The organism is Streptomyces sp. SID5464 (assembly GCF_009862985.1).
GTDB lineage: Bacteria > Actinomycetota > Actinomycetes > Streptomycetales > Streptomycetaceae > Streptomyces > Streptomyces chartreusis_D.
In genome coordinates, this window is the sequence record NZ_WWIQ01000010.1 from 46,961 (window position 1) to 68,879 (window position 21,919).

General features: G+C 71.6%; 17 protein-coding genes. 5 read left to right on the forward strand and 12 right to left on the reverse strand.

All coding sequences use genetic code 11. The features are described 5' to 3' along the window. Window positions 1-49: 49 nt before the first annotated feature. From GTY47_RS10215 to rsmI, 11 genes are all read right to left on the reverse strand, one after another. Window positions 50-748, reverse strand: coding sequence for a response regulator transcription factor (locus GTY47_RS10215; RefSeq protein ID WP_029180848.1), 699 nt, complete (start codon window positions 746-748; stop codon window positions 50-52). 240 nt (window positions 749-988) lie between these two features. Next, window positions 989-2,770 (reverse strand): PQQ-binding-like beta-propeller repeat protein, encoded by a 1,782-nt coding sequence (locus GTY47_RS10220; protein WP_078602753.1) that lies wholly within the window; start codon window positions 2,768-2,770, stop codon window positions 989-991. A gap of 64 nt (window positions 2,771-2,834) precedes the next feature. Continuing rightward, the gene (locus GTY47_RS10225) at window positions 2,835-4,598 is read right to left on the reverse strand and encodes a PQQ-binding-like beta-propeller repeat protein (RefSeq protein WP_010035249.1); all 1,764 of its coding nucleotides are present in this window, start codon (window positions 4,596-4,598) and stop codon (window positions 2,835-2,837) included. Between the two features lie 192 nt (window positions 4,599-4,790). Then, complete coding sequence (locus GTY47_RS10230; RefSeq protein WP_010035256.1) at window positions 4,791-6,599, reverse strand: ABC-F family ATP-binding cassette domain-containing protein; 1,809 nt, start codon at window positions 6,597-6,599, stop codon at window positions 4,791-4,793. Between the two features lie 71 nt (window positions 6,600-6,670). Further along, window positions 6,671-7,912 (reverse strand): HEAT repeat domain-containing protein, encoded by a 1,242-nt coding sequence (locus GTY47_RS10235; RefSeq protein WP_010035258.1) that lies wholly within the window; start codon window positions 7,910-7,912, stop codon window positions 6,671-6,673. Window positions 7,913-7,977: 65 nt separating this feature from the next. Further along, window positions 7,978-8,877, reverse strand: a complete 900-nt coding sequence (locus GTY47_RS10240) for a 4-(cytidine 5'-diphospho)-2-C-methyl-D-erythritol kinase (protein ID WP_010035260.1) — start codon at window positions 8,875-8,877, stop codon at window positions 7,978-7,980. After that, window positions 8,874-9,758 (reverse strand): 16S rRNA (adenine(1518)-N(6)/adenine(1519)-N(6))-dimethyltransferase RsmA, encoded by an 885-nt coding sequence (rsmA, locus tag GTY47_RS10245; protein WP_010035261.1) that lies wholly within the window; start codon window positions 9,756-9,758, stop codon window positions 8,874-8,876. Before rsmA ends, GTY47_RS10240 begins: the two co-directional genes overlap by 4 nt. 69 nt (window positions 9,759-9,827) lie before the next feature. After that, complete coding sequence (locus tag GTY47_RS10250; protein ID WP_010035262.1) at window positions 9,828-11,291, reverse strand: resuscitation-promoting factor; 1,464 nt, start codon at window positions 11,289-11,291, stop codon at window positions 9,828-9,830. 130 nt (window positions 11,292-11,421) lie between these two features. Continuing rightward, a complete protein-coding gene (locus GTY47_RS10255) occupies window positions 11,422-12,303 on the reverse strand; it encodes a TatD family hydrolase (RefSeq protein ID WP_010035263.1) in 882 nt (293 codons plus the stop codon). A 79-nt stretch (window positions 12,304-12,382) separates the two neighbouring features. Further along, complete coding sequence (locus GTY47_RS10260; RefSeq protein WP_010035264.1) at window positions 12,383-12,811, reverse strand: hypothetical protein; 429 nt, start codon at window positions 12,809-12,811, stop codon at window positions 12,383-12,385. A 284-nt stretch (window positions 12,812-13,095) separates the two neighbouring features. Next, window positions 13,096-13,944 (reverse strand): 16S rRNA (cytidine(1402)-2'-O)-methyltransferase, encoded by an 849-nt coding sequence (gene rsmI, locus GTY47_RS10265; protein ID WP_010035273.1) that lies wholly within the window; start codon window positions 13,942-13,944, stop codon window positions 13,096-13,098. A 112-nt stretch (window positions 13,945-14,056) separates the two neighbouring features. On the opposite strand from rsmI, the gene GTY47_RS10270 reads away from it, so the two are divergent. From GTY47_RS10270 to GTY47_RS10285, 4 genes are all read left to right on the forward strand, one after another. Then, complete coding sequence (locus GTY47_RS10270) at window positions 14,057-15,802, forward strand: phospholipid carrier-dependent glycosyltransferase (protein ID WP_010035275.1); 1,746 nt, start codon at window positions 14,057-14,059, stop codon at window positions 15,800-15,802. A gap of 45 nt (window positions 15,803-15,847) precedes the next feature. Beyond that, on the forward strand, window positions 15,848-16,693 hold the full coding sequence (locus GTY47_RS10275) for a hypothetical protein (RefSeq protein WP_010035277.1): 846 nt from the start codon (window positions 15,848-15,850) through the stop codon (window positions 16,691-16,693). A 170-nt stretch (window positions 16,694-16,863) separates the two neighbouring features. Then, on the forward strand, window positions 16,864-18,498 hold the full coding sequence (locus GTY47_RS10280; protein WP_010035278.1) for a penicillin-binding transpeptidase domain-containing protein: 1,635 nt from the start codon (window positions 16,864-16,866) through the stop codon (window positions 18,496-18,498). A 96-nt stretch (window positions 18,499-18,594) separates the two neighbouring features. Further along, window positions 18,595-20,268, forward strand: a complete 1,674-nt coding sequence (locus tag GTY47_RS10285) for a penicillin-binding transpeptidase domain-containing protein (protein WP_029180849.1) — start codon at window positions 18,595-18,597, stop codon at window positions 20,266-20,268. Window positions 20,269-20,297: 29 nt separating this feature from the next. Here GTY47_RS10285 and GTY47_RS10290 read toward each other — a convergent pair whose 3' ends face one another. Further along, window positions 20,298-20,663 carry an SsgA family sporulation/cell division regulator gene (locus GTY47_RS10290; protein ID WP_010035284.1) on the reverse strand — a complete coding sequence of 122 codons (366 nt, stop codon included), beginning with the start codon at window positions 20,661-20,663 and terminating at the stop codon, window positions 20,298-20,300. 169 nt (window positions 20,664-20,832) lie between these two features. Here GTY47_RS10290 and GTY47_RS10295 point away from each other — a divergent pair, with 169 nt between their 5' ends. Next, complete coding sequence (locus GTY47_RS10295; RefSeq protein WP_010035286.1) at window positions 20,833-21,918, forward strand: energy-coupling factor ABC transporter permease; 1,086 nt, start codon at window positions 20,833-20,835, stop codon at window positions 21,916-21,918. The last annotated feature ends 1 nt before the right edge of the window (window position 21,919 follow it).

Genomic DNA, 21,919 nt, shown 5'->3' on the forward strand with positions numbered 1-21,919 from the left:
AGCTTGGGGGAGGCACGACTGGCCGCAGCGGGGGGGGCGAGCGCGCTGACTACGGCTCCGGTTCCGGGGCCGGGGGGCGGGTGAGTGGGCCCGCGCGGTCCAGCAACCCCGTGCGAGCCGCCAGGGCCGCTGCCTCCAGGCGGGAGCCCACTCCCAGTTTCATCAGGACCCGTTGGACGTGCGTGCGGGCCGTGGAGGGGGCGATGCCCATGCCCGCCGCGATCAGGCGGGTGTCCTCGCCGTCCGCGACGCGGACCAGGACCTCCACCTCCCGCGGCGTGAGCATCGACAGCAACCGCTGGCCCTCGTCGTCCGGTTGGGCCGCCGGGTTGAGCAACTCGCTGAACGCGCCTTGCAGCAGCTGCGGCGCCACCGCCGCCTCCCCCGCCCGGGCCTTCATGATCGCCCGCTCGACACCCTCTATGCGCTCATCGTGACGTACGTACCCCGACGCCCCCGCGGCGAAGGCGGCCGCGATACCGCGCGGACTCGGCACCGGCCCCAGGACCAGGACCGCGACCTGCGGACGCTCCCGCTTGATCCGCACCACCGGGTCGAAGATCCCCGGCTCCGCCGGCGTGGCCGTCCCCAGCAGGCACACCTCCGGCGCCCGTGTGATCACCAGCTCCGCCGCCCCCGCGGCCGGCGCCGCCGCGGCCAGCACCCGGTGCCCCCGCAGCTTCAGCGCCGAGGCCAACGCCTCGGCCAGCAGTCGGTGGTCGTCGACCACCATGAGCCGCACTCCCATCGAGCAACCCCCCAGTCACCCCGGTCCCCCCAGATGGAAGCCCCCCGGCTCCCCCGCCTTCATGCCCCCGGAAGCTACACGCTTGTTCGACGTTGCGCTCCCCCTACCGGCGAGAATCGCCCCGGATCGCCGAAATTCCTCTCATTCGAGGTTGACTGAGCCAAACGCGAACGGTCCCGCCCCTGAACAGGGACGGGACCGTACCGGCACTCAGTCGATCACCAAGCGGACACCGATCGATCAGCTCGTTCCGAAGGCGACCGCGAGGTACTCCTTCTCACTCGTGCTGCTGGTCCGCTTGCTCGCGTACACCTTGGACATGAACAGGTGCCCGTCGCCGTACAGGAGCTCGGAGTACTCCGGCGACATGCTCGTCTCCACGTCCCGCACCGTGTCCGTCGCCGGGTTCTCCAGCAGCTTCGTCTGCTTGAAGCTGCCCCCGTCGATGCTCACGATCTGCCCGCCCTTGTCGTACGGCGGCCGCTTGTACGCGATCAGGTTGCCGCCGTCCATGCGCAGCGGCGAGATCGTGTAGCCGTCGCCCGCGTCGGCCCGCTGCCCGGTCTGCTTGCCGGTGGCGAGGTCGAAGGCGACGATCTCGTTGGTCTGGCTGTACTCGCCGGTGCCGTCGTGCTCCTCGGTCGGCAGGTACAGCCGGTCGTTGCCGACGGCCAGCTGGTTGCAGTACTCGATGCGGGTGATGCCCTCGCAGCGGGCCGCGAACTGCTCGCCCGGCGCGGAGATGCGCGTGCGCAGCTTGCCGGTCTTGTTGTCGATGGAGAAGAAGTCGGAGATGCCGCTGCCGTCGCCCGCGGAGTCGCCGACGTCGGCGGCCACGACGAGCGGGTTGGTCGACACGATGCTCGCGTACTCGATGCCCTGGGCCATCTTGTACTCCGAGATCACCTTCCCGGACGCCGGGTCGATGGTCTGGATGTGCAGCTGCCGTTGCTCGTACGTGCCGCACTTGCGCACCGCGACCAGCTTGTCGCCGCCGCCGTACCCGGCGTCGTAGCAGGAGTCGGTCGGCTTCGGGCTCCACAGGAGCTTGCCGGACAGGTCGAAGGCGGCGCCGCCGCTGGTGCTGCCGACGGCGACCGTGTCGCCGCTGATCGTGACGTTGTCGAAGTTGATCAGCTGGTCACCGGTCTTGACGGTCTTCGTCCACAGCCTCTTGCCGGCGTCGAGATCGATCACGGCGAGCTGGCTGCACCCGTGCGACGGGTCGGCCTTGGTCGGCATCGCGGGCTGGTAGAGGATCGCCGTCTTGTTGTCGTCGGTGACATGGCGGCTGACCTGGCAGACCGGGCCGTCCAGCGGGATCGTCCACTGCTTGCTGCCCTTGTCGCGGTCGTAGCCGACGATCTGGGCGATGCCGCTCTTGGCGTACGTCTTGTCGGTGAGCCACGAACCGGAGACGACGACCGTGCTGTCGTTCTTCACCTCGGGCATCGGGACCTGGAAGAGGACCTTGGCACTGGGGTCGGCCGGGGCCTTCTCCTTGCCGCCGGAGCTGGTGCCGCCGTTGTTGTCGTCCGTGCCGCCGGTGCCGCCGCCGGAGCCGGCCGTGTCGTCCTTCTTGCCGCCGTCCTGGGACGAGGAGTACCAGACACCGCCGCCGACGATCAGGGCGATCGCCACGACCGCGGCCACGATGATGGCCAGCTGCGCGTTGAACTTCCTGCCCCCGCCCGGCTGTCCGGGCTGCGGCTGGAGCGGCATGGTCGGCTGCGGATAGCCGTAACCGGGCTGCCCGTATCCCGGCTGGCCCGGCTGCCCGTACGGCGCCTGCGGCGGCTGCCCGTATCCGGGCTGGCCGTATCCGGGCTGCTGGCCGGGATAGCCGTACCCCGGCTGAGGCTGCTGCGCGGGCGGCGGGGGCGGCGTCTGCGGAGCCGCCGGCGGAGGCGTCTGCGGAGCCTGCGGGTAGCCGTACCCCGGCTGCGGGGGCCGGCCCTGGGGCGGCCCGAAGCCTCCCCCGGGCGGGGGCTGCTGGGGCGGCGGAGGCGGCGGCTGGGTCATGGCGTGAGTACCTCGCGGAAGGGGACGGACGACGAAGACGAAGGCAGGACCGAAGGGGGAAGAGTCACTTGCCGTAGGCGAGCATCAACTTCTCCTTCGTGTCGTCGTTTCCGCTCAGCCGCGTCGTCGAGATGTAGAAGCGCCCGTCGACCCAGTCGGTGTCCCTGGAGAAGAAGCCGTTCTCGATGTCCGCCGCGTTCTGCGGGTTCTGGAGCAGCTTGACCGGCTTGTGGCCGCTGCCGCCGGTCGGGATGGACACGACCTGGCCGCCCGCGTCGTACGACGGCTCCACATAGGCGATGAGCTTGCCGCCCTCGACCTTCATCGGCAGCATCGACTCGTCGGCCGGGGACTTCACCCGCCACTTCTCCTTGCCGTCGGCGAGGTTGACCGCGACGATCTCGTTGGCGCCGCTGGTCGCCTCCGTGGGGAGGTAGAGCGTGGTGTCGTCGACGGCGACGCCCTGGCAGCCCTGGAGGTCGCGTTCGAGGATGGCCCAGCCGCACTCGGGGGCGAAGTCCTCGTCGAAGCCGACCTGCGAGCGGAACTTGCCGCCGGAGGTGAAGGTGGAGATGTTCCAGGCCTTCTTGTCCTCGTTGGTGCTGTAGACGACCAGCGGGCTGACCGAGTAGGTGCGCGCGACCCGCCAGCCCTTGTCGAACGGCTGGGTCCACTTGACGTCGCCGGTGCGCGGGTCGAGCTCCTGCACCTCGTCGTGCTCCTTCGCGGTGCCGGCACCGCAGGAGGAGACGGCGATCAGCTTCTCGCCGCCGGCGAACGCGGAGGGGAAGCAGGCGCTGCCGTACTTCTTCTTGTCGAAGAGCTTGTCGCCGTTGGTGACGTCGTAGGCCGTGCCGGACTGGGAGCGGCCCACCATCAGCGTCTTGCCGGTGATGGACAGTTCGACGGAGAGCGTGGAGTCGAACAGGGCGCCGTCGGCGACCTGCTGCTTCCAGCCCTTCTCGCCCGTGTCGAGGTCGATCTCCTGCAGCTGGTTGCACTTGGCGCGGTCGCTGCTGCCGCTCATGTACGCGACGACGATCTTGTCGTCGGACGTCTTCTGCGGGGTGGTCGCACAGATCTTCTGCGGGAAGGTGATGGCGTCCCAGGTCGGCTTGCCGTCACCGACGTTGTAGGCGAAGAGCTGCTTGTACGCCGCCTTCACCGCCGTCTTGTCGGTGATCCACATGCCGGGGGCGTCGGCGCCGGAACCGGGCGCGTCGGGCGACTCCTTGTACCAGAGGACCTTCGCCTCGCCCGCCTGGCGGCCCTCGTTGAGGTTCTCCGGGTCCTCGCCGCCGTCGCCGCTGCCGTCACCGGGGTTGACCGGGGCGGAGGCACCGGACTTGGCGTCGTCGGTCTGCTGGGCGACCGGCTTCTTCTTGCCCTTGCCGCTGTCTCCGCCGGTGACGGCCCACACGGTGCCGCCGACGACGAGCAGCGCTGCCACGGCGGCGCCTATGATCAGGGCGGGCTTGCCCTTGAAGGGGTTGCCCGAGCCACCCCCGGGCGGGGTGCCGGGCGCGCCGGGGTACTGCGGCTGCTGCGGGTAGCCGTAGCCGGGCTGGCCGTACGGACCCGGCGGCTGCGGCTGGCCGTAGGGGCCGGAGTTGTACGGTCCCGGCTGCCCGTACGGCCCGGGCTGCTGCGGGGGCTGCTGGGGATAGCCGTATCCGGGCTGCGGCGGCCCCTGCGGGGGCGGTGGCGCCTGGGGCGGGCCCTGGGGCGGCGGCGGGGTCTGCGGTGCCCCGAAGCCACCGCCCTGCGGCGGCTGGTTCTGCGGTGCTCCGAAGCCACCGTGCGGTGGCTGACTGGGCGGCTGAGTCATCAGCGGCTCCCCCGTTCGATCACTGATTTTTAGCCACGCCCTGAGGTACGCAATGGGCTCAGAGTCGCTTCATGAAGTTCTAAGACGGCTCTTTCTATCACCCGGTGCCGACAGGCCACGGGGCCGTATCACCCCCTGTTCCCAAGGGAGGACCGGCCTGTGATGCCGTTGTTATGCGCCTTCACGCACCCTTCACGCGTCCTCGGCGAGTTCCAGCCAGCGCAGTTCCAGCTCCTCGCGCTGACCGGCCAACTCGCGCAGCTCGGCGTCCAGTTCGGCGACCTTCGAGAAGTCCGTGGCGTTTTCGGCGATCTGGGCGTGGAGCTTGGTCTCCTTCTCGGAGACCTTGTCGAGCTGCCGCTCGATCTTCTGCAGTTCCTTCTTGGCTGCGCGCTGGTCGGCGGCGCTCTTCTCCGGGGCGGCGGTCTGCGGCGCCGCGGCGGGCGTCGCGGCGGCCGCGGCCTCCTCCATGCGCTGCCGCCGCTCCAGGTACTCGTCGATGCCGCGCGGCAGCATCCGCAGGGTGCCGTCACCGAGCAGGGCGAACACCCGGTCGGTGGTGCGCTCGATGAAGAACCGGTCGTGGGAGATGACGATCATCGAGCCGGGCCAGCCGTCGAGCACGTCCTCCAGCTGCGTCAGCGTCTCGATGTCGAGGTCGTTGGTGGGCTCGTCGAGGAAGAGGACGTTGGGCTCGTCCATGAGGAGCCGCAGCAGCTGGAGCCGCCGCCGCTCACCGCCGGACAGGTCGCCGACCGGCGTCCACTGCTTCTCCTTGGTGAAGCCGAACGTCTCGCACAGCTGCCCGGCCGTCATCTCGCGCCCCTTGCCCAGGTCGACGCGCTCGCGCACCTGTTGCACGGCCTCCAGCACGCGTGTGTTCGGGTCGAGTTCGGCGACCTCCTGGGAGAGGTAGGCCAGCTTCACGGTCTTGCCGACACGGACGCGCCCACCCGCGGGCTGGGCCTCGCCGTCGGTCCGGGCCGCCTCGGCCATGGCCCGCAGCAGGGACGTCTTCCCGGCGCCGTTGACGCCGACGAGACCGATCCGGTCGCCGGGTCCGAGCTGCCAGGTGACGTGCTTGAGGAGGACCTTGGGACCGGCCTGGACGGTGATGTCCTCCAGGTCGAAGACGGTCTTGCCGAGCCGCGTGGACGCGAACCGCATCAGTTCGCTGCTGTCCCGGGGCGGCGGTACGTCCTTGATGAGCTCGTTGGCGGCCTCGACGCGGAAGCGCGGCTTGGACGTCCGGGCGGGCGCCCCGCGCCGCAGCCAGGCCAGCTCCTTGCGGACGAGGTTCTGCCGCTTGACCTCCTCGGTGGCGGCGATGCGCTCGCGCTCGGCCCGGGCGAAGACGTAGTCGGAGTAGCCGCCCTCGTACTCGTAGACGTCTCCGCGCTGGACGTCCCACATGCGTGTGCACACCTGGTCCAGGAACCAGCGGTCGTGGGTCACGCAGACCAGCGCGGACCTGCGGTTCTGGAGATGCCGGGCGAGCCAGGCGATGCCCTCGACGTCGAGGTGGTTGGTGGGCTCGTCGAGGACGAGCAGGTCCTGCTCCTCGATGAGGAGCTTGGCGAGCGCGATGCGGCGCCGCTCACCGCCGGACAGCGGTCCGATGACGGTGTCGAGCCCCTTGGGGAACCCCGGCAGGTCGAGCCCGCCGAACAGGCCGGTCAGCACGTCCCTGACCTTGGCGACGCCGGCCCACTCGTGGTCGGCCATGTCGCCGATGACCTCGTGGCGGACGGTGGCCTCGGGGTCGAGGGAGTCGTGCTGCGTGAGCACGCCGATGCGCAGTCCGCCGGAGTGCGTCACGCGCCCGGTGTCGGCCTCCTCCAGCCTGGCGAGCATGCGGATCAGCGTGGTCTTGCCGTCGCCGTTGCGGCCGACGACGCCGATGCGGTCCCCTTCGGAGACGCCGAGGGAGACGCCGTCGAGCAGGGCGCGGGTGCCGTACACCTTGCTGACGTTCTCGACATTGACCAGGTTGACGGCCATTTCTCTCCTGACGAGGGGGATGGATCGACCCTCCAGGGTAGTCGGGCGGCGGTGTGCTCCGACCGGGGTGCTCAGGAGCGCTCGGTCGCCTCCTGGCGGCGCTGGTAGCGCCACACGTCCAGCAGCCTCTCGTCGAACGGCAGCTCCGCGTCGACGGGGCCGATCCGGTGCTCGGCCTCCACACAGCGCGGATCGTCGCGGTACGCCAGGCCGGACACGGCGCAGATGCGGATCTGCTGCCGCTCGTCGTGGGTGAGCGCGACCAGCGCGTCCCCTGCCTCGGGCTCATTCCCCCGGTAGTGGCCGAGCCAGCGGCACGCCGCCTCGCGTACGCCGGGGTCCTCGTCGCGGGCCAGGGTGAGCACGGCGGTGAGGCTCTGGGGGCTGACCCGGGACCGGCCGTCCTCGGAGTGGCCCAGGGCGTCCGGCACCAGGGCGCGCACCCGGGGGTCCGGGTGGGCGAGGTGTGACAGGCCGACTGCCTCGATCTCCGGGGCGCTGTCGTGGGTCATCGCCTGGAGGATGACCGCCAGCACCTCCGGATCCTCCTCCAGTTCGGCCCAGGGCACGAGCTCCCTGCCCCGGTTCCGGAAGGGGTCGCGTCCCGTGACGAAGTCCCCGAGGATCAGGAACAGCAGGATGTCGGCGGCGAGCAGGCGGTACAGCCGGTCGGGGTGGTTGAGCAGGTCCCTTGTCCACTGCCAGGTCTCCTCGTCCAGCCGGCGGCCGAGCGTGAAGACCACGACCGACCAGACGACGTGGTTCCGGTCGGGGTGGGCGAGGGCCCGGTCCACCAGCTCGTCGAAGGGCGCACGGATCCCGTAGCGCTCCTCCGTGGAGGTGAGCACCGCCCGGTGCTCGTCGCGCACGGTCGTCCCGCCGAGCGTGAGCTGCTCGGACCACCAGCCGACCTCGTCGTCCTCGACCCGGATCCGCTCGACCGGCCCGGTGTGGCCGGTGATGCGGCGCAGTTCCGCCTCCGTGCCCGCCTCGGCCCATCGCCGGGCCCTGGCCAGCAGTTCGGCGCGCGCCGGTGCCGGGAGCGGGATCCGGCTGGTGGCGAGCGCGGAGGTCAGCAGGTGGGACCCGCCGTCCACCGCCCGCGTCAGCGGGGTGCTCCCGTCGGGCAGCCTGCGCAGTGGGTCGGCGCCGGCCTGGAGCAGCGCCTCGGCGACGGGCCGGTCGTACGCCGCCACGGCCAGGCAGAGGACCGGGAGGCCGTCCGCGAGGGTGCCGGGGCCGGCGCCGGACTCCAGCAGCGCCGTGACCTCCTCCACGTCGCGGCGCCGTACGGCCGCGACCAGTTCCCGCACGCTTGTGCCCCCCTCTTGAAACGACTGGGGGAGCCCAGGCGCCCGGCCGCGGCCGGGGCACGTGATCATCGCCCGGCGATGGTCGCCCCGGGTGCCGGGCCCGACGCCGTACGTACCGTCCGGCACGTCCCGGACGCCAGCAGGGCCTGCCCCACCGCGGCGGCCGACTCCGGGTCGCGGACCAGGAACGCGGTGGTCGGGCCGGAGCCCGAGACGAGAGCCGCGAGGGCACCGGCGGCGCGACCGGTGGCCAGGGTGCCGGCGAGTTCCGGGAAGAGGGAGAGGGCGGCGGGCTGGAGGTCGTTGGAGACGGCGGCGGCGAGCGCGTCCGGGTCACCCTTCGCCAGGGCGGCGAGGAGTTCCTGAGAGGCGACGGGCTCGGGGATGTCCGTGCCCTCGCCGAGCCGGTCGAACTCCCGGAACACAGCCGGGGTGGACAGGCCGCGGCCGGCCATCGCGAACACCCAGTGGAAGGTGCCGCCGACCTCCAGGGGCGTCAGCTGCTCGCCCCGCCCGATGCCCAGCGCCGCCCCGCCGACCAGGCTGAAGGGCACGTCGCTGCCCAACTCGGCGCAGATGTCGAGCAGTTCGTCCCGGGAGGCGCCGGTCTCCCACAGCGCCTCACAGGCGACCAGCGCGCCGGCGCCGTCCGCGCTGCCGCCCGCCATGCCGCCGGCGACGGGGATGTCCTTGGCGATGTGGATGTGGACGTCGGGCGTCCGGCCGTACCGCTCGGCGAGCGCTTCGGCCGCCCGCGCGGCCAGGTTCGTACGGTCCAGGGGGACCTGGCCGGCGTCCGGGCCCTCGCAGGTGAGGCGGAGCTCGTCGGCCGGGGTGACGGTGACCTCGTCGTAGAGGCCGACCGCGAGGAAGACGTTGGCCAGGGGGTGGAAGCCGTCGGGGCGGGCGGCGCCGACCGCCAGCTGGACGTTGACCTTGGCGGGGACCCGGACCGTGACGCTCACGCGGACTCCTCCTGATGCTGGCTCTGCTTGTGCTCGGCGATCCGCGCGAACTCCTCCACGGTCAGCGACTCGCCCCGCGCCTGCGGTGAGACCCCGGCGGCGACGAGGGCCGCCTCCGCGGCGGCGGCGGACCCGGCCCAGCCGGCGAGCGCGGCCCGCAGCGTCTTGCGGCGCTGGGCGAAGGCGGCGTCGACGACGGCGAACACCTCGCGCCTCGATGCCGTCGTCTTCAGCGGCTCGGCCCGGCGGACGAGGGAGACCAGGCCGCTGTCGACGTTGGGCGCCGGCCAGAAGACGTTCCGCCCGATGGCGCCGGCCCGCTTGACCTCGGCGTACCAGTTGGCCTTGACCGACGGGACGCCGTACACCTTCGAGCCGGGCGGGGCGGCGAGGCGGTCGGCGACCTCCGACTGGACCATGACCAGGGTGCGTTCGATGCTCGGGAAGGTGTCGAGCATGTGCAGCAGCACCGGGACGGCCACGTTGTAGGGGAGGTTGGCGACCAGCGCGGTGGGGGCGGGGCCGGGCAGCTCCGTGACGTGCATCGCGTCGGAGTGGACGAGGGCGAAGCGGTCGGCGCGGTCGGGCATGCGGGCCGTGATGGTCGCGGGCAGGGCGGCGGCGAGCACGTCGTCTATCTCGACGGCCGTGACGCGGTCGGCGACCTCCAGCAGAGCGAGCGTCAGTGACCCGAGGCCCGGGCCCACCTCGACGACCACGTCGTCGGGGTGGACCTGTGCGGTGCGGACGATGCGGCGGACGGTGTTCGCGTCGATCACGAAGTTCTGGCCGCGCTGTTTGGTGGGGCGTACGCCGAGGGCTGTCGCGAGTTCGCGGACGTCGGCGGGGCCCAGGAGGGCGTCGGGGGTGGGGCTGGTCACGGGGACAAGGGTACGGGGGGTTTGCGGGGGCGGGTTTCGTGGTCGCTCGGCGTGGGGGCCGCAGCTGAGTCACCCGTGCAGGCGCCCCCCGCAGTGCGGCCACGGGCTCGCCCCCCGCCGTACGTACAGTTTCTTCGCGCGGTACGTCTGTTCCGCCGCCGGGGCGTCCTGGGGGCGGCCCTTGCCGCCGAGGGCCTGCCAGGTGTGGGTGTCGAACTGGTACAGGCCGCCGTAGGTGCCCGAGGAGTCGACCGCGTCGGGGCGGCCGCCGGACTCGCAGGCCGCGAGGCCCTGCCAGTCGAGGTGGTCGGCGCCCTGCACGGACGCCGGTAGCGGCTTGGTGCCGACCTTCACCAGCTGCGGGCGCGGTTCGCGCACCACCTCGGATCTGATCCGGCGCGGCTTCTGCTTGACCCCGTTGACGGTGCGCAGGGAGTAGGTGACCCGGCGCAGGCCGGGCCGGCCCACCTCCTCGACGACCTCCGTGCCGCGGAACAGGGTGGGGTCGTCGGTCCGCCGCACCTGGAACGGGATCGGCTCCTCGCGGACCTCCTTGCCGCCGGTGATCCGCAGCACCGTGACGGTCTGCCCGTCGCGCGGGAAGCTCCCCTGGGGGACCGACGTGGTGTCCTGGCCGCGCAGGGTGATCCCGGCCTCCTCGACGGCCTCCCGCACGGTCGCCGCGTTGGTGCGGACGGTGCGGGCCCGGCCGTCCGCCATGATCGTGACCATGCGCTCGGTCCGCACGTCCAGTGCGAGCCCTTCCCGCCCGATGCGCCGGGAGCGCGAGGTGGACACGTACGCGCCCTCCTGTCGTACCCCCAGCTGCCGGAGCGCCCCCGCCACGGTGTGTGCCGTCGTCCACACCTCACGCCGCTGTCCGTCGAGGGTGAGCCGCACGGGGCGGCCGTAGTGCACGGCGACCTCGTCGCCGCTGGTGATCTCCGTGCCGGGGCCGGGTGCCACCACGTCGTGGGCGCCGAGGTCGACGCCCTCGTCCGCCAGCAGCTCGGTGACGTCGTCGGCGAAGGTGTGCAGCGTGCGGACCTTTCCGTCGACGTTCAGCTCGATCGCCTTGTCCTTGGCGACGAACGCCGTGGTGCCGCCCGCCAGGAAGGCGACGACCAGGGCCTGCGGGAGCAGCCGCCGCATGGAACCGTCGCCCGGCCGCTCGACGTACCGCGCCTTGCGCCGGCGCGGGGACCGCCGGTGCGAGCCGGTGCGCGTCGCGGCGCGGGCTTCGGCGCGGGCTTGTGCGCGCGAGGTGCGCGCGCCCGTCGCGGGTGGTGCCGGATCACCGTCGCGGATGCCCTGCCGGGGCAGTCCGGGCAGGGGCGGGACCTCGTAGGCGGGCCGGTAGGTGTCCTGGTAGCCGACGGGAGCCAGGGGCGTCGTCCCGTACACCAGCGTCTCGGCGCTGTGCAGAGCGGCGGGCGGCGCGTCGAAACGGCCGTACACCGGATCCGCGTAGGCCGGGCCGTATGTCTCGTACGCCTCGTACGCCTCGTAGGTCTCGTACTGGGAGTTGCTCACGCCGACACGCTCCAGGGGCCGGAGGGGGTCCAGAGGGGTCCGGATCGGGCCCCCAGAACCTAGCGGAGCGGCCGTCACTCTCCAAAGCGACGCGACTACGCACAGTCGTACGGTGAGGCCGGCGGCAAGGTCAGTAGCCGAAGGCGCGCGCCGTGTTCTCCGCGAGAGCCGTCGCCAGCGTGTCCTCGTCGATGCCGCGCACCTCGGCCATGGCCTGCACCGTGATCGGCACCAGGTACGGGGCGTTGGGCCGCCCGCGGTACGGCACCGGTGTGAGGAACGGCGCGTCCGTCTCCACCAGCAGCAGCTCCAGCGGGGCCACCGCCACCGCGTCCCGCAGGTTCTGGGCGTTCTTGAAGGTGACGTTGCCGGCGAAGGACATGAAGTAGCCCGCGCTCGCGCAGATCTCCGCCATCTCGGCGTCGCCGGAGTAGCAGTGGAAGACGGTCCGCTCGGGGGCGCCCTCCTCCTTCAGGACGCGCAGGACGTCGGCGTGGGCGTCGCGGTCGTGGATGACCAGGGCCTTGCCGTGCCGCTTCGCGATCTCGATGTGGGCGCGGAAGGACCTCTCCTGCGCCTCCTTGCCCTCCGGCCCGGTGCGGAAGTAGTCGAGGCCCGTCTCACCGACGCCCTTGACCTGCTCCAGCGCGGCCAGCCGGTCGATCTCGGCGAGCGCGTCGTCCAGGGCGGCCCGGCCGCCGGGCTCGCGCGCGCCCTGCCGCGACCAGCCGTCGGGGTCGCCGTGGACGATCCGGGGCGCCTCGTTCGGGTGCAGGGCGACCGTCGCGTGGACGGCGTCGTACGCCGCCGCCGTCTCGGCCGCCCAGCGGGAGCCGTTGAGGTCGCAGCCGACCTGCACGACGGTCGTCACTCCGACCGACGCCGCCTTCGCCAGCGCCTCCTCGACCGTGCCGGACTGCATGTCCAGATGGGTGTGGGAGTCGGCGACCGGCACCCGGAGGGGGTCCGGGAGCGGGGGCGCGGCGTGCTTGCCGGAGTCGTTCGAAGGCATGCCCCGATCCTACGAAAGGGGTACGCCCTCCCCGATGGGGGAGGACCGGGGAGGGCGTTGACAAGGGGAGCCGGACGGGTCAGCTCGCCTTGCGCTGGAAGGGGTGCAGCAGGTCCGACAGGTGCCAGTGGTGGTGCTCGCTCTTCTCCTGCTCACCCGTGCCCGCGGCCTCGGCGTCCGCCGCCGGGGCCTGAACGGGGCCGGCCTGCGGCGGCACGCGGTGGGGCCGGTGCGCCGCGTTGCGCGCCGACTCGACCCGCCCGGGCCGCATGATCCGCACGACGTGTCCGTCGCAGTTCTGGCACGTGGGCTTGCTCAACGGGGAGGGCACGACCTGGCCGTCCGCCACGTAGAGGACGAACTCGTGCCCTGCGGCGTCCGTGTGGTGCTCTATCTCGTACGACTGCTCCCAGCCGTACCCGCAGCGCATGCACGCGAAGGAGTACGACTCGTTGACGACAGCGTTCGCACCGGCGCGGAGCCCGGTCTGCCCTGTGATCTCGCTCATGCCAGCTCCTGTTCCGCTGTGGCGTGAGGACGATTCCGCCCCCGCACCCAGTGGACTCCTCAGCCGGACCGATGGCAGCAGACCTGTCGACTATTGGCGCCGATTTGGGCGTTCCTTGCCCCTGACCCTCGTCACCTTTGCCCACCCATGGGGCGCACGCTCAAACGACATGCGCCCTGCTCAGAGGGGGTTTGTATCCAACCCAGGGGCGCGGGGAACTGCGCGCCCAACCACACACAACCCGCACCCCGCAAAACACTCCAGCCCCCCCGCCCCGAACCCGGTTACCCCGCGGCGTTCTTCGCGGCAACCACGGCATCGAACACAACCCTCTTCGGCACCCCGGCCTCGACCGCCACCGCGGCAATGGCCTCCTTGCGCCGCTCCCCCGCCTCCTCCCGCACCCGGACCCGCCGGACCAGTTCCTCCGGCCCGATCTCCTCAGGCCCCTTCTCGGGCGCCCCCTCCACCACGACGGTGATCTCCCCGCGCACGCCCTCGGCCGCCCACGCGGCGAGCTCCTCCAGCCCGCCCCGCCGGACCTCCTCGTACGTCTTGGTCAGCTCCCGGCACACCGCGGCCCGCCGCTCGGCCCCGAACACCTCGGCCATCGCCGCGAGCGTGTCGTCGAGCCGGTGCGGAGCCTCGAAGTAGACGAGGGTGCGCCGCTCCCCGGCCACCTCCCGCAGCCGCCCCAGTCGCTCCCCCGCCTTACGCGGCAGGAAGCCCTCGAAGCAGAACCGGTCGACGGGCAGCCCCGACAGTGCGAGCGCGGTGAGCACGGCGGACGGCCCGGGCACGGCGGTGACCCGGACGTCCCGCTCCACGGCGGCGGCGACCAGCCGGTACCCGGGGTCCGACACCGACGGCATCCCGGCGTCCGTGACGAGCAGCACACGCGCCCCGCCCACCAGTTCCTCGACCAGTTCCGGCGTCCGCGCGGACTCGTTGCCCTCGAAGTACGACACCACCCGCCCCTTGGGCGTGACGCCGAGCGCCTGGGTCAGCCGCCGCAGCCGCCGCGTGTCCTCGGCGGCGACGACATCGGCTCCGGCCAGTTCCTCGGCGAGCCGGGGCGGGGCGTCCGCGATGTCGCCGATGGGGGTGCCTGCGAGTACGAGGGTTCCGGTCACGCCCTCCATCCTCCCAGGGGCCGGGGACGCACACGCCTCCCAGGGGCGGAGGATGGGGACGCATACCGGCCATGCACGGGACTCACACAGCACGGTTCCCTACGATGGCGCGGTGACCAGTACCGCGTCCTCCACGGACACCCGGCAGGGCCAGGCGCCGCACGAGCAGCGGCCGTCCTGGCAGCAGCGGCTGCGCCGCTTCGGCTACCAGCAGCCACGAAGCGACGCCGGTGACGTCCGTGACCGGCTGGTGCCGCCGTACACCGAGCCCGGCCCGCGCCTGTGGGCCGCGCTCGGCATCCCGCACACGCTCGCGGGGCGGCTGGTGCGCTGGTCGGGCTGGATCGGCCCGCTGCTCGTCACGCTGCTCGCGGGCGTGCTGCGGTTCTGGAACCTGGGCAACCCCAAGGCGGTGATATTCGACGAGACGTACTACGCCAAGGACGCGTGGGCGCTCGTCCACCGCGGTTTCGAGGTCAACTGGGACAAGAACGCCAACGACCTGGTCCTCTCGTCCGGCGGGCACGTCACCATCCCGACGGACGCGGCGTACGTCGTGCACCCGCCGGTCGGCAAGTACGTCATCGGGCTGGGCGAGCTGCTGTTCGGTTTCGACCCGTTCGGCTGGCGGTTCATGACGGCGCTGCTCGGCACGCTGTCGGTGCTGCTGCTGTGCCGGATCGGCCGCCGGCTGTTCCGCTCCACCTTCCTCGGGTGCCTGGCGGGCGCGCTGATGGCGGTGGACGGCCTGCACTTCGTGATGAGCCGCACGGCGCTGCTCGACGGCGTGCTGATGTTCTTCGTGCTGGCCGCGTTCGGCTGTCTGCTCATCGACCGGGACCGGGCCCGCGGGAAACTCGCCGCGGCGCTCCCGGTGGACGCCGACGGCCGGGTCCGGCCCGACCGGCACGTCGCCGAGACGGCCCGTCTGGGCTGGCGCCCCTGGCGCTGGGCGGCCGGCCTGATGCTGGGCCTGGCCTTCGCCACGAAGTGGAACGGCCTCTACATCCTGGCCGCGTTCTGCCTGATGACGGTCCTGTGGGACGTCGGCTCGCGCCGGGTGGCCGGCGCCCGGCACCCGTACGCGACGGTGTTCAGGCGGGACACGGGCCTGGCGTTCCTCGCCACGGTCCCGGTCGCGATCGGCACCTACCTGCTGTCCTGGACCGGCTGGATCCTCTCCGCCACCGACGGTTCGGGCGGCTACTTCCGCAACTGGGCCGCGACCGACGGCAAGGGCGGCAACTGGACCTTCCTGCCCGACTGGCTGCGCAGCCTGTGGCACTACGAGCACCAGGTGTACGAGTTCCACGTCGGCCTGTCCTCGCCGCACACCTACCAGTCCAACCCGTGGAGCTGGCTGGTCCTCGGCCGCCCGGTGTCGTACTTCTACGAGTCCCCCGCGCCCGGCAAGGACGGCTGCCCCGCGGACGCCGGCGAGAAGTGCGCCCGCGAAGTCCTGGCGCTCGGCACCCCGCTGCTGTGGTGGGTCGCCTGCTTCGCGGTCCTGTACGTGCTGTGGCGCTGGCTGCTGCGCCGCGACTGGCGCGCGGGCGCCATCGCCTGCGGCATCGCGGCCGGCTACCTGCCCTGGTTCATGTACCAGGAGCGCACGATCTTCTTCTTCTACGCCATCGTCTTCCTGCCGTTCCTGTGCCTGGCGGTGGCCATGCTCCTCGGCGCGGTCATCGGCCCACCCCGCTCCACCGACACCCGCCGCGTCGTCGGCGCGACGGCCGCGGGCGTCCTCGTCCTGCTGATCACGTGGAACTTCATCTATTTCTGGCCGCTGTACACGGGCACCGCCATTCCCATCGACGACTGGCGGGCGCGGATGTGGCTGGACACCTGGGTCTGACTGCCCTTGTCTCACCGATGAGCGTTCCTGAAAGGACGGGGCCTGGTGTCGTCTTCGAAGCGGGTCACGCCGGTCACGGGCTTGCGGCTGCCGATCTGCCGTACCTGCGGTGTGCAGTACGGAGCACCGCGCGATGACTGCCCGATCTGCCTGGACGAGCGGCAGTACGTCGGCTGGGAGGGGCAGCAGTGGACCACACTGGCCGACCTGCGCGCCGACGGCCGTCGCGGGCAGCTCGACGAGGAGGGGCCCGGTGTGCTGGGAGTCGGTGCGGCTCCGTCGGTGGGGGTGGGCCAGCGTGCGCTGCTGATCCGCTCGGAGTCCGGCAACGTGCTGTGGGACTGCGTGGGCTACCTCGACGACGATCTCGCCGCCGGGATCGAGGAGTCGGGCGGGATCAGCGCGATCGCCGTCAGCCATCCGCACTTCTACGGCGTGATGACCGAGTGGGGCCGGGTCTTCGACGCTCCGGTGTACGTCCATGCCGCGGACCGTGACTGGGTCGGGCGGCCCGATCCGGTCATCGAGTACTGGACGGGCGACACGCACCCGATCGCGCCCGGCATGACACTGATCAACGCCGGCACGCACTTCGCCGGGGGCACGGTGCTGCACTGGGCGGACGACCCGGAGGGGCGGGGCGCGCTGTTCAGCGGGGACATCTTCATGGTGGTGATGGACCGGCGCTGGGTCAGCTTCATGTACAGCATCCCCAACTTCATTCCGGAGCGGCCGAGCACCATCCGCCGCGCGCTCGCGCTGGTCGAGCCCTTCGCCTTCGAGCGCGTCTACGGGGCGTTCTGGAAGCGCGTGGTCAGCGCCGACGGCGCCGCAGCGGTCCGGCGTTCCGCGGAGCGGTACCTGCGCTTCGTGCTGGAGGACGACGCGTGACGGTGCCGGGGCGGAGCCGGGCGACGCCGGATCCCGGCGTGATCTACGTTCGGTCAAAAATCGAAACGCCCGTGTCGGCAGTAACCGCTTGCGCATAGAGTGCTCCCGGATCGAGCTTTCTGAACACGTTCAAAGGAGCGTGTGAAGCTCAACGGGGAGGGGACCGCCTCATGGGCAAGGGGGTCAAGGCCGCCGTCATAGGCGGCGTGTTCGCGGTGATGGTGGGCGGGGCCGGGTACGGGGCCTACAACATCGTGAGCGCGCTGAACGGTGACGGGGGCGGCACGAGCGGGGTGGCCACGGAGAAGAAGTCGGGGCCGCCCGGCGAGGACGAGGTCAAGGAGACCACGGCCAAGTTCTTCGCGGCCTGGGAGGAGGGCTCGGCCGCGACAGCGGCGTCGTACACGAACAACGACGCGGCCGCCGAGCAGCTGCTGACCGCCTTCGGGGACGACGCCCACATCACCGACGTGAAGATCACGCCGGGCACGGCGACCGGCACCACCGTGCCCTACACGGTGAAGGCGAAGGTGGCCTACGACGGGAAGTCGAAGCCGCTGAGCTACAGCAGCAAGCTGACGGTCGTGCGCGGCCTCACCAGCGGGCGGGCGCTGGTCGACTGGCAGCCGTCCGTCGTGCACCCCCAGTTGAAGAAGGACGACACCCTCGTCACGGAGCAGTCGGCCAACCCGCCCATCGAGGCGGTCGGCCGTGACGGCTCCGAGCTGACGAAGGAGAAGTACCCCTCCCTCGGCCCGGTCCTGGACGCCCTGCGCGACAAGTACGGGGAGCAGGCCGGCGGCACCCCCGGCATCGAGCTGGTCGTCCGGCACGACGGCGACGGTGCTCCAGACACCCCGCTGCTGACCCTCGCCGAGGGCAAGCCCCGCAAGCTCACCACCACGATCAGCCCGAGCGCGCAGGCGGCGGCCGAGAAGGCGGTCAAGCGGTTCGCCCAGTCCTCGGTGGTGGCCGTCCAGCCGAGCACCGGTGAGGTGCTGGCCGTGGCGAACAACCGTACGGACGGCTTCAACGCGGCCTTCGAGGGCCGGGCGGCACCCGGCTCCACCATGAAGATCATCACTGCCGCGATGCTCATCGACAACGGCGTGACCTCGATGAACGGCCCGGCACCCTGCCCGCCCACGGCGACGTGGCAGAGCCAGACCTTCAACAACCTGAAGGGCATGAAGCCCAACGAGAACGCCACCCTCGCCAACAGCTTCATGCGGTCCTGCAACACCGCCTTCATCAAGCTCATCGACGAGAAGCCGCTCACGGACGCCTCGCTGACCCAGGAGGCCGAGCGGCACTTCGGGCTCGGGCAGGACAACTGGAAGACCGGCATCGTCTCGTTCGACGGCAGCGTCCCCGCGGTCAGCGGCCCGGACCGGGCGGCCGGTGCCATCGGGCAGGGCCAGGTCCAGATGAGCCCGCTGAACATGGCCTCGGTGACCGCGACCGCGATGACCGGCACCTTCCGCCAGCCCTATCTCGTCTCGCCGAAGCTGGACGACCGTGAGCTGGCCCGGGCCGAGGGTCTGAAGGCGAGCACCGCCGCCCAGCTGAAGCAGATGATGCGGCTCACCGCCACCCAGGGCACCGCCATGGAGGCCATGCGGGGACTCGGCGGCGACATCGGCGCCAAGACCGGTTCCGCCGAGGTCGACGGCAACGCCAAGTCCAACAGCTGGTTCACCGGGTTCCGGGGCGACGTCGCGGCGGCGGCCATGACCGAGGAGGGCGGCCACGGCGGCGACGCGGCCGGGCCGATTGTCGCAGCCGTGCTACGAACGGGTGGCTGATCTCACCTCCACGGAACGGGACTCTAGGGTGGGGGCCGTCGTTGGGACAGCCGAGGGCAACGGGGACCCTGGGGATTCGTGGAGGAACGAACAGCAGTGGGCAACAGAAGGCGCGTCGCCGAGCGACGGAAGACGAGGCCCGCCGTGATCGGCGGGATGATCGCCGTGGTCGTGGGCGGCGCCGGGTTCGGCGCCTACGCCCTGTACGGCGGCGGCGCGGCGGCCGACGACGGCACCCGGGCGGCCTCCGCCGACCAGAAGCCCAAGGTGAAGACCGGGCCCCTGTCGGCGACCGAGGTCACCACCACCGCCCGGGCCTTCCTCACCGCCTGGCAGTCGGGGAAGGTCGCCGAGGCCGCCGCGGCCACCGACGACTCGGCGGCGGCCACCTCCCTGCTCACCGGCTACACCAAGGACGCCCGCATCAAGGACGTCACCCTCACCCCGGGCACGCCCACGGGTGACGAGGTGCCGTTCTCCGTCAAGGCCACGGTGTCGTACAAGAACACCGACAAGCCGCTGGCGTACGACAGCGCGCTGACCGTCGTCCGCCGCACGAGCGACGGCAAGCCGCTGGTCGACTGGCACGCGGCGGTCGTCCACCCCGACCTGAAGGACGGCGACAGGCTGGTCACCGGCGAGGCGGGCACGCCCCCGGTCAAGGCGCTCGACCGGGACGGCGGCGAACTGACCAAGGAGAAGTACGCCTCGCTCGGCCCGGTCCTGGACGGGCTGCGCGAGAAGTACGGCAAGGAGGCCGGCGGCAAGGCCGGCATCGAGCTGCGGGTCGTGCGCGGGAAGTCGGCCAAGTCGGACGACCTGTCCGACAAGACCCTGCTGGAGCTGAGCAAGGGCACGCCGGGCACGGTGAAGACCACGCTGGACCCGGCCCTCCAGGCGGCGGCCGAGAAGCAGGTCGCGAAGAAGGCCCGGTCGTCGGTGGCCGTGGTGCGGGTGTCGACCGGCGAGATCCTGGCCGCCGCCAACGCCTCGCCCGGCTTCAACACCGCCTTCCAGGGCTCCCTCGCCCCCGGCTCCACGATGAAGGTCATCACCTCGTCGCTGCTGATCGAGAAGGGCCTGGCCTCGGCGGACAAGAAGCACCCGTGCCCGAAGTACTTCACGTACGGGCACTGGAAGTTCCAGAACGACGACAAGTTCGAGATCAAGGACGGCACGTTCAAGGCGAGCTTCGCCCGCTCCTGCAACACGGCCTTCATCAGCCAGGCGCCGAAGCTGAAGGACGACGACCTGACCAAGCAGGCCCAGCAGGTCTTCGGCCTGGGGATGAACAACTGGGCGATCGGTGTGCCGTCCTTCGACGGCGCGGTGCCCGTGCAGTCGGCGGCCCAGATGGCCGCCTCGCTGATCGGGCAGGGCGGCGTCCGGATGAACCCGCTGAACATGGCGTCGGTGTCGGCGACGGTCAAGTCCGGCACCTTCCGCCAGCCGTACCTGGTCTCCCCGGACGTGGACGGCCGCAAGCTCGCGACGGCCTCGCGCACGATGTCGGCCGGCACGCTGTCCCAGCTGCGTGAGCTGATGTCCTACACGGCGGCGTACGGCACGGCCGCGGAGGCGATGGCCGGGGTGAGCGGCGACGTCGGCGCGAAGACCGGGTCCGCCGAGGTCGACGGCCAGAAGAAGCCGAACGGCTGGTTCACCGCCTACCGGGGCGACCTGGCGGCGGCGGGTGTGGTCCAGCAGGGCGGGCACGGTGGTTCGACGGCCGGCCCGATCGTGGCGGCGCTGCTGAAGATGGGCGGCTGAGCCTCAGGGCTCGAAGCCCGGGCCCCGGCTCAGTGCGTGACCGGTTCCGCGGCGGCCGTGTACGTCCGCCGCAGGAACCGCAGCAGCGCCTGCCGCTCGAACTGCACCACCGACACGCCCTGAGCGGAGTGGAACTCCACGACGGCCTGCACCCGCCCGCACGGCCACACGCGTACCTCACCGCTGCCCGTGGGGGCCCGCAGCCCCTCCTCCAGCAGCCGGCGGTCGAAGGTCCACTCGCGCGCTCCGGCACCCGGCAGTGTGATGCGCACCGACCGGGGATCCCGGTCGGGGTCGTACCGCAGCCTGACCGGAATCGCCTCCAGCTCATCGACCAGCGGGACGGCCGCGTCCGTGACGATGTGAGCTCGCGCGTACTGCTCGACTACGGACATCGGACGGCCCCTTCACCGTGCGCCACCTGTGCGGAGACTGTGTGTCCACTCCCTCTCCAATGTCGCATATTTTCCGGATTGCGCTTCCGGAGGCCGGAGATATCGCACGTGAGGTAAAACGAGCATCACGCTCTTGCAAATCGTTCGCATCAAGCCACATCATCGAACGGTGCATGTACCCGACGGATTCATCAACGCGCCCACCTCCGCCGCCACCGGTGTGATCGCCGCGGGCGCCATCGCCGTGAGCCTGCGCGGTGCGCGCCGGGAACTCGACGAGCGCACCGCGCCGCTGGCCGGACTCGTCGCGGCGTTCATCTTCGCCGTGCAGATGCTGAACTTCCCCGTCGCGGCGGGGACCAGCGGCCATCTGCTCGGCGGTGCGCTGGCGGCGATACTCGTGGGCCCCTACACAGGGGTCCTGTGCGTCTCCGTCGTCCTGCTCATGCAGGGCATCCTCTTCGCGGACGGCGGTCTGACCGCGCTCGGCGTGAACATCACCAACATGGCGATCGTCACCACGGTCGTCGCCTACGCCCTCTTCCGCGGCCTGGTGAAGCTGCTGCCCCGCACCCGCCGGTCGGTCACCGTGGCCTCGTTCGTCGCCGCCCTGGTCTCCGTCCCGGCCGCCGCCCTGGCCTTCACGCTGATGTACGCGATCGGCGGCACCACCGACGTGTCGATCGGCAAGGTCGCCACCGCCATGATCGGCGTGCACGTCCTGATCGGCATCGGCGAGGCCGTGATCACCGCGCTGACCGTCGGCGCGGTGATCGCCGTACGCCCGGACCTGGTGTACGGGGCGCGCGGCCTCACCCAGAAGCTCAAGCTGCGGGTGAACGGCGAGCTGGTAGACGCCCCCGGCGTCGAGCCCGAGCCCGTGGCCGTGCGGACCTCGCACCGCACGGTGTGGGCCGCCGGTCTGGTCGCCTCCCTGGTCCTGGCCGGATTCGTCAGCTTCTACGCCTCCGCCGACCCCGACGGTCTGGAGAAGGTCGCCGCCGATCACGGCATCGACAGGAAGACCGAGGAGCACGCCGTCGCGGACTCCCCGCTCGCCGACTACGGCGTCAAGGACGTCTCCGACGCCCGCCTGTCCGGGGGGCTGGCGGGGGTCATCGGCGTGGGTGTCACGGTCGTCGCGGGCAGCGCGGTCTTCTGGGCCGTCCGCCGCCGCCGTGACGCCGACGCCTCCCCGTCGAACACGTCGGGCGCCACGGACACGTCGGGCTCGACGAGCACCACGAGCGTCTGAC

Excerpts from the sequence above, each read along its gene's own strand:
- GTY47_RS10215 (WP_029180848.1), bottom strand. The coding sequence starts at position 748 with ATGGGAGTGCGGCTCATGGTGGTCGACGACCACCGACTGCTGGCCGAG.
- GTY47_RS10220 (WP_078602753.1), bottom strand. The coding sequence starts at position 2,770 with ATGACCCAGCCGCCGCCTCCGCCGCCCCAGCAGCCCCCGCCCGGGGGA.
- GTY47_RS10225 (WP_010035249.1), bottom strand. The coding sequence starts at position 4,598 with ATGACTCAGCCGCCCAGTCAGCCACCGCACGGTGGCTTCGGAGCACCG.
- GTY47_RS10230 (WP_010035256.1), bottom strand. The coding sequence starts at position 6,599 with ATGGCCGTCAACCTGGTCAATGTCGAGAACGTCAGCAAGGTGTACGGC.
- GTY47_RS10255 (WP_010035263.1), bottom strand. The coding sequence starts at position 12,303 with ATGCCTTCGAACGACTCCGGCAAGCACGCCGCGCCCCCGCTCCCGGAC.
- GTY47_RS10260 (WP_010035264.1), bottom strand. The coding sequence starts at position 12,811 with ATGAGCGAGATCACAGGGCAGACCGGGCTCCGCGCCGGTGCGAACGCT.
- GTY47_RS10280 (WP_010035278.1), top strand. The coding sequence starts at position 16,864 with ATGGGCAAGGGGGTCAAGGCCGCCGTCATAGGCGGCGTGTTCGCGGTG.
- GTY47_RS10290 (WP_010035284.1), bottom strand. The coding sequence starts at position 20,663 with ATGTCCGTAGTCGAGCAGTACGCGCGAGCTCACATCGTCACGGACGCG.